Annotated in this window: 1 protein-coding gene; it reads left to right on the top strand. The window is 53.2% G+C overall.

All coding sequences use genetic code 11. The features are described 5' to 3' along the window. Window positions 1-177: 177 nt before the first annotated feature. Window positions 178-17,760 (top strand): putative Ig domain-containing protein, encoded by a 17,583-nt coding sequence (locus tag ACYX4K_RS07675; RefSeq protein ID WP_475092698.1) that lies wholly within the window; start codon window positions 178-180, stop codon window positions 17,758-17,760. The last annotated feature ends 1 nt before the right edge of the window (window position 17,761 follow it).

Genomic DNA, 17,761 nt, shown 5'->3' with positions numbered 1-17,761 from the left:
ATTCTCGTCACAATTGTGGCTGTTTTTGAGTTTCTCGGCTAAAACTTTCCGCCCGCCTCCCGAATAGGTTTGAAGCAATAACCAAATATCAGAATCAGAGGCCACCTACCTACCATGCAGATACCCACTGCTGGAGTTAGCGCAACTGGCCATCTCGCTTGACCATGGGACCGCACTATGACCGCTGTTATCACCTCTAATGGACTGGGCTTCCTGAACTCCTCCGCCGATATCCTCGGGGCATTGGGACAGAATGGCCAAGCCAGTTTAGGGCAGGCAGGCTTAAACAGTTACGTGAACGCCGCCAGCGGAAACCTCTTTGTTCGTCAGGCGGACGAGCTGCTAATGGGGCTGGGCCTGGATGCGGGCTTAGTGCGTACCTACAACAGTCAGGGCAGTTTTACCGGTGGGATGGGCGATCAGTGGCGGTTGAGCGCCAATCGTTCATTGGTGATCTCAGGTGACCCGGTCAATGATTTGGAGAACGTCACTATTCGTCGTGTTGCGGGTGACGGTTCTGATATCACCTTTACCTATGATGCGACGTCTGGCGAATTCGTCGCCAAGGAAGGGAGCGGTGCGCACGATGTGATCCGCTACGACGGGACAAACAATGCATGGGTGTTCACCGCCGATGACGGTGCCGTAACGGAAACCTATAACGCGTCCGGTCAGCTCACCAAGATGTCGGACCGTGCCGGCAATGAAATCAGTTATCAATACAACGGCAACGGCCAGCTGGAAGAGATCCTTCTGCAAGACGGCCAGAAAATGGTGTTGCATTACAACGCCAGTAACCAGCTGGAATCGCTGGAGACGCAGTCCGCTGGCGAAAATCTGGTACAGGTTTACTACAGCTACGATGCAAATGGTCGCCTGGAAACGGTTTCCATTGATTTGGAACTGGGGGCTGACAATAGTATTACCGATGGCAAAGCCTACACCACTACCTATAGCTACGATGGTAGTAGCAACCGTATAGCCTCCATCACCCAGAGTGACGGCACTACCGTTAGCTTTGGCTACGAATTGATCGAGGGAAAGTATGCCGTAAAAACGGTTACCGATGGTCAGAATAAGGTAACCACCTACAACTATGGCCTAAGCGATGCCAACGGCTCGTATACCGAAGTGGTTTCCCCCTTGGGGGAAAGCACCAAAATGTACTTTAACAGTGCAACGGGCTATTTGGAGCGTTTGGAGAGCCCGGCTGTTGACGGGCAGCGCCAGGTTGTGCGCTATGCCTATGATGCTGACGGCAACCTTGATCATGTCATTGATAACGCGAACAACCGCATAGACTATCGATATGACGCCAACGGTAACCAGACGGCTGTGCGCGATAGTATCGGCAACACGGTTACCCGTACCTATAGCTCAGAAAATCAACTGCTCACTGAAACCCGCTACCTGGTGGCTGATCCAGATGGCATCGATCAGGCGGGTGCCCCGAGCGGTGCGCAAACCAGTCGCTATGTCTATAACACACAGGGTTTGTTGGCTTATACCGTTGGCGCAGACGGCTCAGTGTCGGCCTTTGATTACGACGGTTTTGGTCAGCTTTCAGATACCTGGGTGATTACTGACGAACTCTATGATGTATCGGGCCTTGCCGATGATGAGGCGCCCAGTCTTGCTGCAATGGATGCGTGGCGCTCCGGTCTGGATCTGAGCTGGGCTCAGCGCACCACGCTTACCTACGACTTTCGCGGTCAGCTACAAAGCAGTACACAGTGGAATACCCTGGATGCCACAGGCGAAGGCGTCGGAACGGCGGCAACCAGCTACTTCTTCTATGACCAAACCGGGCAACTGATTAAGCAGGTTTCAGCCGAAGCGGAATCTGCTAGCGCCACCGCTGCTGCCGTAGAAACTGATTACACCACCGTTTACAGCTACGACGGTATGGGCCGTGTAACCAGTGTCACCAATGCAGAAGGCAACCAGGTTACCACGACCTATAAAGACGGCCAGAGCACCATAGAAGTGCAAAATGGGCTTGGTCTCACCACCAGCTCTGTTTATGACACGCGGGGTCAACTCACGAGCGTTACCCGCAGTGCCGATGGTGGCACTGAGGACTATGGGTCCAGCCGTTATTATTACGATGACAATGGCCGCTTGCGCACCAGTGTGGATGCCGCAGGTGCCCGTAGCTATCAGTTTTACAACGCGTTGGGTCAAGTTGTTTACAGTGTCGACGCGAGCGGCGGTGTTACCGAGTTCAAATATAACGATCAAAACCAGCTTGAAGAGCGCATTGTATTTACCAATACCGTTGATACGGGTACTTGGTTCGATGAAGGTGCCCAGCAATACTTTATTACTACTGCGGATTTTGAAGGGAGCTTTAAACCTACTGCAGATGCCTTGGATCGCAGTGTCAGCTTTACCTATCTGGATAATGGGTTGCTGCAGTCTGAAACGGCGGGCATAGGTGATAATCCAGTCGTTACCACATATCACTACGACGGTGCAGGTCAGTTACTCAGAACGGAAACCAGTGCCGATGGCGTTGGTACAGAAGGTAACCGGGAAATCCGCTTCTTTTACGACAGTGCCGGGCGTCAGCTGGGCACAGTTGATGCAGAAGGCTACCTGATTCAAAACCGCTACAACGGTGCCGGGCAATTGGTGCAGCAGATCCGCTACGCCACTCAGCTCGACAGCGCCGACGCCTTTAGCGAGAGCAATGACTTCAGCGCACTGCTCACTCTCGTCGGGAGCGACGCGCAGGACCAATCTGTCCGATACTACTACAACAGCAAAGGACAGCTCAGCCACGAAGTCTCCCACCAGGGTTACGTCACCCAGTACGACTATCATCTGAGCGGCCAGCAAGCCCAGGTCACCCAGTTTGCCACCGCGCTCAGTGCTGGTCAGTTGGCCGCACTGACTGACACGAGTGGTGTCACCGCGACATCGGATGACGATAAAGACCAGTGGATCAGCTATAGCTACGATCATGCTGGGCGCCTGCACACCAGCCGCAATCACCGTGGGCTATTAGTACTCAACCAATACGACAATACCGGTAACCTCGTTCAGGTCACCAGCTACCAGGTCGATAGCAACGGTGATGCTGTCGACACTGATGGGGATGGCCAAACCAGCGATAATATCCGCAACCGGTATCTACGCTACGATGCCGCGGGCCAACTAACGGGCGAGCTAAATGCGCAACAGTTGGCTGATATTGCCGGAACGCTCGGTATCACCCTGAACAGTAATGGTGCGACCGAGCTAACGAATACACAGCTGGATGCGGCAATTGACACCCACAATCAAGGGGTGCGCCATATCTATAACAGCGCTGGCCGCTTAATCGAAAGTCAGGATACCCAGGGTAACAGCACGCACTACATCTACGACGAGCGCGGTCAGCTTGTCTACCTGATTGTCGAGGATGCACAAACTCAAAAGGCCAGTGTTACCGAGACCCGTTATAACGTCTTTGGTGATGCCCGCAGCAGCCGCAGCTATGCCCAGCAATTTGACCTGAGTGATGGGCCTACCAATAGCGCACTCAACAACGCACTCGCAAACGCGCAGGGCGCAGTAACTGGCGAGCTGGAGTCGCTTGTAGGCGGTTTGGCGAACGATGGCCGCGACCGTGTTACCAGCTACCACTACAACACCCGTGGCCAGTTGGCGACCGTATTGCGTCAGGTTATTGACAGTCAGAGTCAGCCCGCGTCGCTGACCACCACCAATGACTACACAACCTGGGGCGAACTGAAAACCGTTACCACCGATATCGGTGCGATCGATCAGGCGGGAAGTGAAACTCGGGTCAGCAAATTTACCTATGACAATCGCGGCCTCCAGCTCACTAGCGTGCAGGATTTCGGTGCGTTACCTGCGAACCTGAATATCTCCAGCAGCCAGGAATACGATGCCTTTGGCCGTGTCACGCAAGCCACCGATGCGCGTGGCAACACCAGCTATTACGACTATCAGGATCAGGGTCGTACCGTTGTGGTCACAGACCCGTTGACCAACGAGACCACAAGTACTTATGACGCTTTCGGGCGAGTACTGACCACAACCAATGCACTGGATCAGGTAACCACCTACGCTTACAGCTTTGACCCGGAATCCGGCGAGCAGACCACCGTCGTAACCATGCCGGGTAATTTCACGACAAGCACGGTAACGGATAGCTTCGGTCAGACGATTCGTGTTACCGATGCAGAAGGGCATGAAATACGTTTTACCTACGACCTGAACGGAAACCTCAAAACCTCAGAGCAAACCATTGAGGGGCAGGACGTAACGGCAGCGACCAATGAATATAACGCGGCCAATCAGCTGGTGGCGACGGTTGATGCGGAAGGGCGGAAGGTACGCTACAGCTACGATGCCAATAACCGTGTGCTGACGCAGGTGATCGATCCCGATGGCCTGAATCTCGGTACCCAATACAGATATGACGGCCTGGGCCAAGCGGTTAGTGTTGTTGATGCTGAAAATCGCAAAGTAACCACCATTTACGACGCCCAGGGCAATAAAGCTCAGGTGATCGTTGACCCGGAAGGCCTTGCATTAACGACAACTTACACCTATGACGCAAACAACAACGTAACCAGTGTCACCGATGGAAATGGTGATACCGCTTACTATGCCTACGATGCCCTGAATCGCCTGCGTTTTGTGGTTGACGGCAATCGCCATGTAACTGAAACCGTCTACGACGCAGCGGGCAATGTGGTCCAAAGCAAGCGCCATCAGGATGCGCTGCCTGACGCATTGAGCGATCTGTCTGAAAGTGGCATCGCGACTTATTTGGGCGGTATAAGTGCTGAGAATACAGCTCAATCGACGCGCTATATCTACGATGTTGCCGGTCGTCAACGTTATACAATCGACGGCGCAGGCTATGCGACAGAAACGGTTTACGATGATCTGGGTCGTGTTACCGAAACCCACCGTTACCCAGCTGCAGTGGATTCGCAGCTAGACGATGCGGGTCTCACCAGTGCCATTGACGCGCAGACCCCCGCTCGCTCTGAATACACCTTCTACAACGACCGCAACGAACGCACGTTCTTTGTGGACGCAGAAGGCTATGTCAACCAGTACGGTTACGACAATAACGGGCGCCTCATCCAAGTAGCCCGCTATGACTACATGGTCGATGGCGCCGCGATCGCAGATGCTGAAGCATTGGCCACAGCCGTTGACGGTCAGCAAAATATCGTCACCTACACCACTTACGACGAAGCCGGACGTGAGCGCTTCTATATCGATGGCGATGGTTATATCAGCGAGACTGTTTACGACGACTCCGGGAAGGTACTAGAGCGGATCCATTACGGCCTTAAGTTTACCGGCGCTCCGTCGGATACCGCCGCGGTGCAGAGCTTTATCGACGGCCAGGGCGCATACAGCAGCCACAGTCTGCGCTCCGTGTACGACGCCGTGGGTCGCATCGCCTTCGAGGTCACTGCAGCCGGTGACGTCACCCAATTTATATACACGGATACAGGGCAAGTCCGTCAAAAAATCGCTTACAGCGGTGTAACCCCTGATGCCTCGGATGTCACCCTCGCAGACTTCGAGGACCTGACTGCCGCTGTTACCAGCGCGAACAAGCAGAGCACCACCAGCGTCTACGACAGCGCCGGGCAGCTGCAGTACAACATCAACAGCGGCGGTTATGTCACCGAGTACCAATATGATGCCGCCGGCAATGCGACCGTCCTGAAACGCTACGAAACAAAGCTCAGCGGTGACATCGCCAGCCTGACCGCCGCACAGATCCAGAGCCAGGTAAGCGCAGGCACCGTGCGCACCAGCCACAGTGTGTACGACGCCACTGGCCGCGCACGCTTCGAAATTAACCCTGCCGGTTATATCAGCGAATACGAATACGACAGCTTCGGCAACGTCACCCGCATGCTGCAATACGACTATGTATACGCGAGCAGTTTGAAGGAAGCGGATATTGAGTCCGCCATTCAAAGTGGCAACTGGGAAGATACCGCGCGTATTACCCACACTGATTATGACGCACTCAACCGCGCTGTTGCCCTGACCGATGCCGAGGGGCACACCGAATACTACGGCTATGACGCCTTCGGCAATCTGACGAGCTTTACCAACAAACTGGGCAACGCCGCCAATGATCCGGAATATACCTGGGTCTACGAGTACGACAAGCGCGGCAACCGAGTAAAAGAGATCACACCGGAAGAAAATTTCTATCTCTCCAGCGGCGTTGCTAACTTGCAGTTGATGCAAGACAGCAGGCTCATTACGGAAATGACTTACGACTTCCGTGGGCAGCTGACCAGCCGCACTGAAGGCATTTATATTGATACCAAAGAAGGGGAGTGGTTTGAGTTTCCAGGTGAACCTACCGAGTGGATACCAAATCCAAATTTCGGGAATGAAATTTCAAATTTTGCGAGAACCACTAGCTATCAATATGACAATCGGGGCAACCAGATCGGTATCACCTACCCGCAGGTAGACGGGCAGACCCCGCAGGTCGATACCCTCTACGACGCCTTCGGCAATGCGGTGTCCAACAAGGACGTGCGGGGTAACTACGCCTACAAGGTTTACGATGCGGAAAACCAGCTGCAGTACGAGATAGATGCCGAAGGCTATATCACCGCATACGAATACGATGCCTACGGCAACCAGACCGGGCTGACCCGCTATGCCAAGGCCTGGACCGGCGCCGCGAGCAGAGGGCTGGCCGCGGTCAGTGGTGCCGAGATACAGAGCAAGCTCGCGGAGAGCGGCTACGGCAACAACGCCGCCAACCGCACCCTGAACCGGGAGTACGATGCACTCAACCGCCTGAGCCAGGTGCTGGAAGAGAGCGTCAGCTACTTCGATGTGGAGACCGGCAGCAGCGCCACCAGCCGCCCGGAAACCCAGTACCAGTACAACGCCTTCGGCGAGCTGCAAAAAACCAGCGTCAAGGTCAGCGGTCAGAGCGGCGGCAGCTGGGCGGAGACCTACCACTACTACAACGACCTCGGCCAGAAGGTCATGACCGTCGATGCCGAGCGCTATGTCACTGAGTGGCAGTACAACGAGTTCGGCCAGGCCGAGTTCGTCACCGAATACGCGCGCGCACTGGGTGCCGGCGTCGACCTGGACAGCGGCAAGCCGGCGGCCCCCGCCGCCTCCAACAGCAACGACTCGGATATCGGTCGTGACCGCAAACGCCAGTTTGTATACGACAAACTGGGCCAGGTTAAAGAAGAATGGCTGCTCAACTACGAGTACGACCTGCTAGATAGCAGCAGCGGCTACAGCGTCATCCAGAACCAGGTGTATGCCGCCAAGGTGCAGGAGAATCACTACGATGCCCTGGGCCGGGTGACTGAAGCCATGGACATCAACGGCAACCGGGTGCTCACCGGCTACAACAAACTGGGCCACACCGCCTGGGTGAAAGAGGATGCCCGTGGCATCCTGCTCAATACCAACACCAGCGGCACCGGTGCAGCCCTGAGCGGTACCGCCAGCACCCTGGAACAGCAGGATCAGGTACTGCTCAACAACACCGTCAGTCGCACCCCCTACGTCAGCTACAGCTACGATCTCTTCGGCAACGTCCTGAAAGAACACCGCTACGCCAACTACACCGACGACGGCAACAACGGCAACGATGCCAGTAGCGCCGACCAGATTACCTACAGCCAGTACGACAGCCACGGCCGTCAGGTCAAGGTGCGCAATGCCAACGGCGATGACACCAGCTACAAGTACGACCTGGCCGGGCACGTCACCGAGACCAGTCAGGTCTACCAGAATGCCAAAGGCACCGCCACCTACACCGCCAAAACCAATTACGTGTACGACAAGCTGGGCCAGCAGATCACCACGGAGATCGACCTCGGCAACAGCGCCCAGTGGAACCTGGACAACGTCTCGCTGGGTAACCAGTTTATCGAAGTACAGTACAACGCCTTTGGGGAAGTCATTGCCCGTGGTGACAACCGCAGCAACTTCCAAGAGATCTTTAGTTACGACAACGCCGGGCGCATGACCACCGGTACCGATGCCAAGGGCGCCCAGATCAGCTACACCTACGACCTGCGCGGCCAGCTGGTACGCGAACAGTCGCCCACCGCCGACGGTGGCCTCTACACCAAGCTCTACTACCGTGACGGGCTGGGCCGGGTAGGGCGCACGGAGCTGGGCACCATTGCCCAGGCCTTTAGCGGCGACAACATCACATTAACGCCCAACTACTATCAGAGCTACGACCGCTGGGGCAATGTACTGCAGCAAACCGATGCCATCGGCTACCGCACCCTCTACAAATACAACCAGCTGGACCAGGTCACCTGGGAACAGAAACACGAAACGCTGGTGGTGGATGAACAGGGTGTAGAAGAGGGTAAGAACCCCGAGACCTCCTACTATTACGATCTCGGTGGCAACCGCATCGCCGAAACCGATGCCCGCGGCAACAGCCGCTACCAGGAATACGACAGCTTTGGTCGCTTGCTGAGAAAAATCGACGCCCTGGGTGCCGAAACCCATTATGCGTACGACATTTTTAATCGCGAAGTCGCCAAACAAAACGCCATTGGTTACATCACCACCACTACCTATGATCGGCTGAACAGCATCACCGCCCTCGGTGACATCCGCTTCGAAACCGATGGGGATGCCTACAACCAGGCACTGATCAAACACAGCTACAACGAACTGAATCACCAGATCCGGACGCAGGTCGCCTACTCCGGCAGCGGCGCCAGCACCACCTTCGCCACCAGCTACACCGACCACGACGTGCGCGGCAATGTGGTCAGGACGGAATCTGCGGAAGGGGTGATCAAGGAATACCAGTTCGACGCCCGCGGCAACAAGATCATCGACCGCAACGGACTGCACACCAGTGGCAATAGTCATCAGCTTAGCTGGGACTACGACTACTTCGGCCGAATCCAAAGCTACAACGACCTGGGTGGTACCGCCTTTACCTACGAGTACTACGATAACGGGCAGCTAAAGCGCAAAGTGCGCACTGCCGAGAAGAACGACACGGTGCTTGAGAACGGCGAGACCGTCAACAAGTACGGTATCGAATATAGCTACTACGCCAACGGTGCCCTAAAGAGCATCAACGACAAGGACAGCAGTCTCTACGCCGAATACGAATACGACGAGAACGGGCAGCGGAGCTACGACTATATCCGTGGTACCGACGCGCGCGGCATTCTGTACGAACAGGTGACACACACCCGCTACGACGAACATGGGCGTTTAAGTCGCGTTAAGACTGTCGATCTGCGTCAAGACCTGGTTACCCTGGACGCGACCTATAAATATGACGAGGTAGGTAACCGTCGTTCAGTAAAGGTGGCATCGAAATACGACTACACCTATACGCCGCCGGTGAACCATGCGCCGACGGTGAATGGGACGGTAACGAACAAAACCGCCAGGGAGTTGGAGAGTCAGACGATCTATCTGGGTCAGAACTTGTTTACGGACCCGGATTCCGGCGATGAGCTTACTTACGAAATCAGAGTGATTGGATGGACTTGGGATCCTGAAGGCATATGGGTGCCGCCTCAGGGAGGTGACCCCGGTTACCATATGCCGGGTTATGTACGCGATAGCTTCTACTCATCGCCTCCAAGTTGGTTGGGATTGGAAGTCAACCAAAACAACCAATTCTATTTGGATATATCTGAAGTCCCTATTGGCGCATCGGATTCCGTAGACTATGCGAGCTCCCGAAACAGTGAAGGTGAGTTTGCGATTTACTTGGTGGCCAAAGATAGAAGCGGGTACACAACTACCCATCAATTTGATCTAAACATAAATCCATACTTGAATCAGGCCCCCACACTGGAGGTTCCAATTGCGAACCAAGCGGCGAGTGAGGGTGTGGCGTGGAATTATCAGATTCCCGTTGAGACGTTTGATGATCCAGATGGGTTTCCCTTGACCTATACGGCAACCCTGGTAATTCCTGCACACACAGACCCGCAAGGAGAGTGGGATGCAGAAGAGCAAATTTGGATACCAAAATTCATCGAAGAGCAGGAGACAGCTTTACCTTCGTGGCTTTCCTTAAACTCGGAAACTGGCGTTTTCTCGGGAACTCGAACTGGGATAAACGTAGATGAGTCATTGATAATTCGCGTCAAAGCGACCGACAGTGGCGAACCTGCGATGTCAGTGACTGATGATTTTGTGTTGAACATAGTTGCAAAGAATGACGCGCCTGGCTCGGTAGCGATCGAAGACAAGTCAGTGCAGGAAAGCAAGGTCTTATATGTCAATTTCGATAGCTATTTCTGGGATTTAAATGAGGACGACCTGAGTTATACCGTTACTTTGAGTGATGGTAGCCCTGTGCCTTCCTGGGTTACGTGGCATTCCGAGCATACGCTAAAAGTTGACCCGGACTATGGGCACAAAGGCAATTACACGTTTAAAGTAATTGCCGATGATGGAAATGGCGGAACTGAAACTCGAGTTTTCAACGTTAGTGTCACACAGGGTCCTAATCGCGCTCCAGTTGTTGTCAATGCAATAGCAGATCAAACGGTCAATGAGCAACAACCATGGAGTTTCACGGTACCCTCAAATACATTCTCCGACCCTGAAGGAGACACTCTAACCTACACGGGTGTACTACAAGTATGGGTTGAAGAGCAGACCGTTTGGGATGGCGAGGCTCAGCAGTATTTCACGATACCTGCGCGCTGGGAAAATCAAACGCTGCCCCCCTGGATCTCATTTAATGTGGATACCAGAACGTTTAGTGGTACACGCTTGGGTATGTCTTCCGCATCGGAAACATACCGTCTTGCTGTGGTTGCAGAAGATACCAGCGGAAAAATAGGGACAGCGACGTTTGAGCTGACGGTTATTGATCAAAACGAAGCCCCAATATTAATTACGCCGCTACAGAATCAAACTGTTCAGGAAACCAAGTCAGGCTCATTCACATTCGGTACCGCACACTTCGTTGATGCCAATGGGGACTCGCTCAGTTATTCAGCAAAACTCAGTAATGGGAATTCGCTTCCCAGCTGGATTAGCTTCGACGAAGCTACACGGACGTTCAGCTGGACTCCGGAGTACGGCAATAAGGGAGCGTATGATATTAGGGTTACTGCCAACGATGGTAATGGCGGTACCGCATCTGACATATTCCGATTGACAGTTTCTGAAGGTCCTAACCGAGCTCCGATTCAAAATACTGCAATTCCCAACGCCTCTGTTGATGAAGGTGATGTGTGGAGCTACCAAATTCCAGCGGGATATTTTACTGATCCAGACAGCCATTCTCTGAGCTTTGTAGCTAAAAAAGTGGTCCCTGGTTACTGGCAGGAGATTGAGCATACTCCCGGAGAACCCGATATTGTATGGGTTGAGGAGCAAGAGGTCGACCTTCCAGGTTGGCTGACGTTCAATATGGCATCGCGTACCTTTACTGGTACTAGGACGGGTATCGTAACAAATGAGACCTATACGATTCGGGTTACCGTCACTGACGGCGGGAGCCCTGCAAAATCGGTAACGGATGATTTTAACTTGACGGTTCTTGCCGCCAACGATGCACCGACGGGGGATGTTCCGAATCAATCAGTACAAGAAAGTAAATCGTTAACGATTAATCTTGATAACCATATTATTGATGTTAACCAGGATGAGCTGGATTACAGCGCCACACTATCTGATGGCTCAGCGCTTCCAGGTTGGGTTAGCTGGACAAATAGCTCCACGCTCAAGTTCACGCCAGATTACGGTCACAAAGGTAGTTACACCATTAAGGTGACGGCAAGTGACGGGCGAGGTGGCACTAAAGTCGATAATTTCACCATTACGGTAACCGAGGGACCAAATCGGGCACCAACGGTAATTAACGCAATTCCAAATAAAAGTGTTAACGAGCGAACTCCTTGGAGCTTCCAGGTTCCCTCAAATACATTTACCGACCCAGATGGCGACAGCTTAACTTATCAAGGGTATCTCAGAGTATGGGTGGAAGAGCAAGTTATTCCGCCTCAAGGTGGTGATCCGGAAATAACAATCCCCGCTCATTGGGAAAATCGTGACCTTTCTGAATCCGGGTGGATATCATTTAACACGTCAACGCGAACCTTTACAGGAACGCGCAATGGTTTAAATGGTAGTAACGAAGTTTATCAACTGGCAGTCGCGGCCAAAGATCCAGAGGGGCGTACCGGGTATGATTATTTTTCAATAACCGTTGTTGATATAAATGAGGCGCCAACGGTTGCGACGCCATTGGCAAACAAATCAGTTCAAGAAACTAACTCCGGTTCCTATACATTCGGCAGTAGCTACTTTGTGGACTCAAATGGCGATAACCTGACGTATTCCGCCAAGCTGAACAATGGGAACCCTCTACCCAGCTGGATTACCTTCAATGCCGGTACTCGGAAGTTTAGCTGGAGTCCGGGCTATGGGACCAAAGGCGCATACGACATAAAAGTGACCGCCAATGACGGTAATGGCGGGACGGTATCTGATGTCTTCCGTCTCACCGTTACGGAAGGTCCCAACCGCGCTCCGGTTAAAAATACTTCAGTTCCCAATAAGTCTATTAACGAAGGGCAGGCGTGGACTTACCAAATTCCTGCTAGCTACTTCACTGATCCGGATGGGCATTCGCTAAATTTTGTTGCAAAGAAGGTGATTCCCGGATACTGGGATCCGCAGGGTTGGTGGAACCCTATCGATCAGGTTTGGGAGCCTCGATACGTAGAAGAGCAGGAGGTTTCTTTGCCGAGTTGGTTGTCATTTTCAAGTGGCAACCGGACATTCTCTGGCACCCGTACGGGTATCACGAAAAACGAAAACTTTACCATTCGTCTTAAAGTCACAGATAGCGGCTCCCCAGCACTTTCAGTGACCGATGAATTTACCGTAACGGTTGTGGCCGCGAACGACGCACCAACGGGTACGTTGGTGGATAAGTCGGTGATGGAAAACCGGACTTTAAGTTACAACCTGAATAATGATATTTCGGACGTAAACGGCGACACTCTAAGCTATTCAGCGACATTGAGTAATGGAAATCCATTGCCAAGCTGGATAACCTGGAGTAACGCTTCAACTTTATATTTTGATCCCGATTACGGTCACAAAGGTACCTACGATATCAAGGTGACGGCCTCCGATGGTCGTGGGGGGACACGTGTAGATACCTTCCGCCTTACCGTGGATCAGGGTGCGAATCGCGCGCCTATCGTCTCGAACGGTATCTCCAATAAAACTGCCGTGGAGCATAGTGCATGGAGCTATACAGTACCTACATCAACCTTTAGTGACCCAGATGGTGATGTTCTTACGTATTCCGCATATAAGCGGGTATGGGTTCCTGAAAGCCAGTGGTATGAGCCGGAAATTGGTGAGTGGTTTACTATTCCCGCGCATTGGGATTACGAGGCGTTGCCCAGCTGGTTATCATTCAATACTTCAACACGGAAGTTTTCTGGAACACGGACGGGGATTTCGAGTAATGAAACCTGGCAGCTAGCGGTAAAAGCACGGGATCCGAGCGGACGAAGTGTCTATGAACACTTTAATTTGACTGTGCAGCCAGGCAACGAACCTCCTGTCGTCGCTAACCCAATTCCGAATCGCTCGGGCACCGCTGGCTCAAGTTTCAGCTATACATTCCCGACAAACACGTTCTCTGACCCGAATGGAGATACGCTTACCTACAGTGCAAAGTTAAGTAACGGAAATAATCTTCCTAGCTGGCTTTCGTTCAATGCTGGTACAAGGAAGTTTAGCGGTACCCCGACATCAGGAGGAACCTGGGATGTACGCGTAACCGCAAATGACGGTAACGGCGGCACAGTCTCTGATATATTCCGTATTACAGTTACAGCGAATAGAGCTCCGGTATTGAACAGCGCAATACCGAATAAATCCTATACCATTTCGCAAGGGGGCGAGAAGTCGTTTAGTATAAGTAGTCATTTCAGCGATCCCGATGGTGACTCACTAACTTTCTCTGCTACGGGCCTTGCAACGGGTATGTCCATTACCAGTGCCGGCATCATCAGGATATTCGGAATTTCCGCGGTTTGGGGAACGCATAGCGTCACTGTAACTGCCTCAGACGGCCGAGGCGGCAGTGTTTCGGATACATTCTCGTTATCTGTGAGCAAAGGGTCTGGCGGCGGTCAAATTCCGCTTATGGTACAGATGTCCTTCCCTGTTCTAGAGGATGGTTATATCAATCCAGACAGTGATTGGTGGATAACCGATCCAACCATTACAAGATATGAGCAGTATTGGTATAAGTACGATTCCGAAAGTCGAATGCTTGTCTCTGAAGGCGATTTGGTTGGTGGTGAGATTACGATATCCAATGGGAAGGGTAGCTACATTGAGTACGACGCGGTCGGGAATCAGGTTCTTCGGGTAGAGAAGACTGGATCCGAAAATAGTTACGATGCTTCGCGATTTAATTACAGTCAGACTGGTCAACTCCAATCCATTCAAACGGTTAAAGGTATCTATTCTGGGACGATTGATTGGTCGGTTAAGTCAAATCGCGACAGCAAATACGCAGACGACGCGATTTGGCACACCGGAACCAGCTATGGCTATGACGTAGCTGGACGTAATACAAGAACAACAAATTATTTTGGCGAGAATGAGACTCGCCGCTTTCGAATTGAGCTGCTAGGCGGGGATTCTTTTGAATATCGAGATGTTTCTGTCGCAGGAGGCAAGGAGTCTGAATCTTTTACATACTTTGATAAAGATGGGCGTGTAACTAAAGTCGAAAACATGGGCCACACGGCTGGGCTTTGGACTGGCGTTGAAACACCGGGGCAAACTTTTACCAATGTTCCGGCGTTACAGATGCTGTCTAATGTAACTTATGGATCTGGCGCATACGATGCCGCAGGCCGCCTGGCTAACTACAGTTACGTGAAGTTAAAGAAGGGCGAGGGTGATACTGATACCTTGTCAAACTACACGTTGACATACACATACAACTATCATAGTCGCGATAGCTACTTGACCAATACCGTCACCGGTGTGGGTAGCAATACCAATCACAAAGATGGTGTCAACGTCAGCGTCTATGACGACAGTGGCCGTCTGCGGTATACCACTGAAACCTATAAAACCGACCAAATCACGGAATACCAGCGCCGCTACTTCCGCTACAACGGCGACGGCCAGATCATCAACAAGATCGCCGGCGAGTGGGAAAACGGCACCTTTACTACAGAATCGGATGGGTCCGAAGAACGCCACTACTACTACGCCCAGGGTCAACAAATTGGCTCGGTTGATGGCAGTGGCCGCATCCATTTTGAAGATCAAGCGGGTTACAAACTTGCCGGTCAGTCGGGTCCCGCCCAGTCCATGGTGTACACCGTACGCCCCGGCGATAACCTGCGTACTATTGCGCAAACTATCTACGGCAGTAGTTCTCTGTGGTATTTGATCGCTGACGCCAACGGTCTGGCAGACGATGCGGTCGTGCTGACAGATGGTCAGCAGCTGCGGATTCCTGCGCACACCACCAGCGTCAATGACGCCAACACCTTCAAAACCTATAACGCAGAAGAAATTATCGGTGACCGCACACCGGCGGTACCCTATATACCGCCGCCCCCGTCTGCAGATGCGGGCTGTGGCGCCATCGGCATGATCATCATGATCGTGGTCGCGGTGGTGGTGACGGTGTATACGGCGGGGGCCGCATCGACAGCCTTTGCAGGCGCAGGGAGCGCTGCTGCTGGTGGTGGCGCTGCCGCGGGCGGTGCTGCTGCTGGAGCTGCGGCAGCAGGTGGTGCTGCGGCAGCAGGTGGTGCTGCCGCCGGTGCCAGTGCATTTTCAACTGGCCTTGCAGTCTTGAGTGGTACTTCGGGGCTGGGTGCTGCGGCTGTAGCTGGTGCAGCTGTTGGTGGTTTTGTCGGCTCAGTGGCCAGTCAGCTGGTCGGGAAAGCCATGGGGGTTGTTGAGCACTTCTCCCTGAGAGATGCAGTAGCCAGTGGTATTACCAGCGCCGCGACCGCGGGTATTGGAGCCTATGCCCAGGGGGCCAAAGCCGGCAACCTATTGAAAGAAGCACGTTGGGCAAGGGGAGCTGCCGCTTACATGTCTTCTCAGGCCGCTCAGGTGGTCACTGGCCAAGACACCAGCTTTAGCTGGGCTGCGGTGGCGGCTTCGGCCGTGGGCGCCGAGGCCGGCGGTTACGTAGGTGATAACGTTGGTGGCATTGTTACAGAAAGTCTCGGCGGCGATAGCTTTGGTCAGTTTGCAGGTGACTTTATCGGTGCAACTGCCTCAGGCGTTGCATCGGCTGCAGCGGCTCGCGCCTTGGGCGTTGGCGGCAAAGTGGAACTGCAGTCCATCGCTGTCGATGCATTCGCCAATAGCATTGGCAACTCAATTAACCGTGCCGCATCTGCCGGTGCTGTCCGGTTTGACCCGGACAAGCTGGCGCGCGATACCGAGGCCATGAACGAGGAGATGGCTGGAGCCATCTCTGGGCATACCAGCTCTAGGGTGGAAGCCGATATGGCTGCACGCATGGAGCACATGACGGTGACCGCCAATTACAGCATGGAGCAGAACCTGTATAAGAACTGGACTGCGCAGAACGATGCGGCAATGGTGCGGCGGTTAGAGCAGGCGACCGGAAATCAGGAACGGATCGAACAACAAAGTGCTATCCAGTTCGCCAAAATGGAAGACTACCAGATACGCCTGACCAACCAGGTCGCGTTTATCCAGAACGATATTGACCAGTGGCGTCAGGACGTAAGGCAACAGGGAGTTCAAATTCTTACCGATGTCGCCAACAAGTACACCCTAGAGCGGCGGCAGGCCGAGATGGAGTCTCAGTGGTCGGTAGCTGTGCAGCAGCAACAGGACTTGGAAACTGCAGTGGCGCTAGCCGTGACTTCGCCACTGTTGGCTGTTGGTGGCGGTGCAGCATTGGGGGGGCTGGGGCGTGGAGTGGGCGCGGCTTACCGGTTCATCGGGCAAGAAGTATCGACCCTTGGGGCTGTTGGTGTTAGAGCATATGCTGGCTATCGCGGTGCGGTGGTCACTGAGCTAGGGGTAGATTTGCTGGCGGGTGAGGCGCTAGGAGGTGCATCTCTGGTGTCCGGTGCGGGCCTTCTCGTTGCCCGGAATAGGGACGAGATCTATAATGCCACCAGTGACGGGTTTGCGGCGGCACTGAGGAAGTTTGACGAGCGAGCATTTGCTGGCAGTAACTATGAATTTTCGCCACCTCGGGGAATGATTGAGCTTGGGGATTTGCCGGCGCCGGGGAGTCTTGTTCCAAACAGTAGCACTCCAAGGATAACAACCACTGTAACGGGTGGATCTGACGAAATCCTAGCGCTACCTGCACCAGGGCAACGTACTTTTACTCTTGATGAATTACGTAGTTTAGAAGGTCGTCAAAAATGGGAGGCCGGAGAAACTTACGTTCAGGAATTGTATGGTTCTACTGGCCAGCGACATTACCCTGTGCCTGGAACAGGTGGTCGCTTTGTTGATGCGCCAGCTGATTTGCCAAATGGTGGAGTATTAGCAAACGAAGTTAAAACTTATCAGCGGACAGTAAGCTCAGGTGGGCTTAATGAAGTACCTCTGAATAACAAGATTTACCAGCAAATAGAAAAAGACCTCTATCTGAGGGATACCGTACCGGGCTATGACCCACGGTGGAATTTCCTTGAGGCGCCGCCTTCACAAGACCTTTCCAGAATACTTGAATTGAATAGAATTATTCATGTTACTTACGAATGAT

This window comes from Microbulbifer sp. ABF4_107 (genome assembly GCF_056312215.1).
The sequence above is the reverse complement of the archived record's forward strand: the minus strand, read 5'-3'. Positions and strand labels throughout refer to the sequence as shown.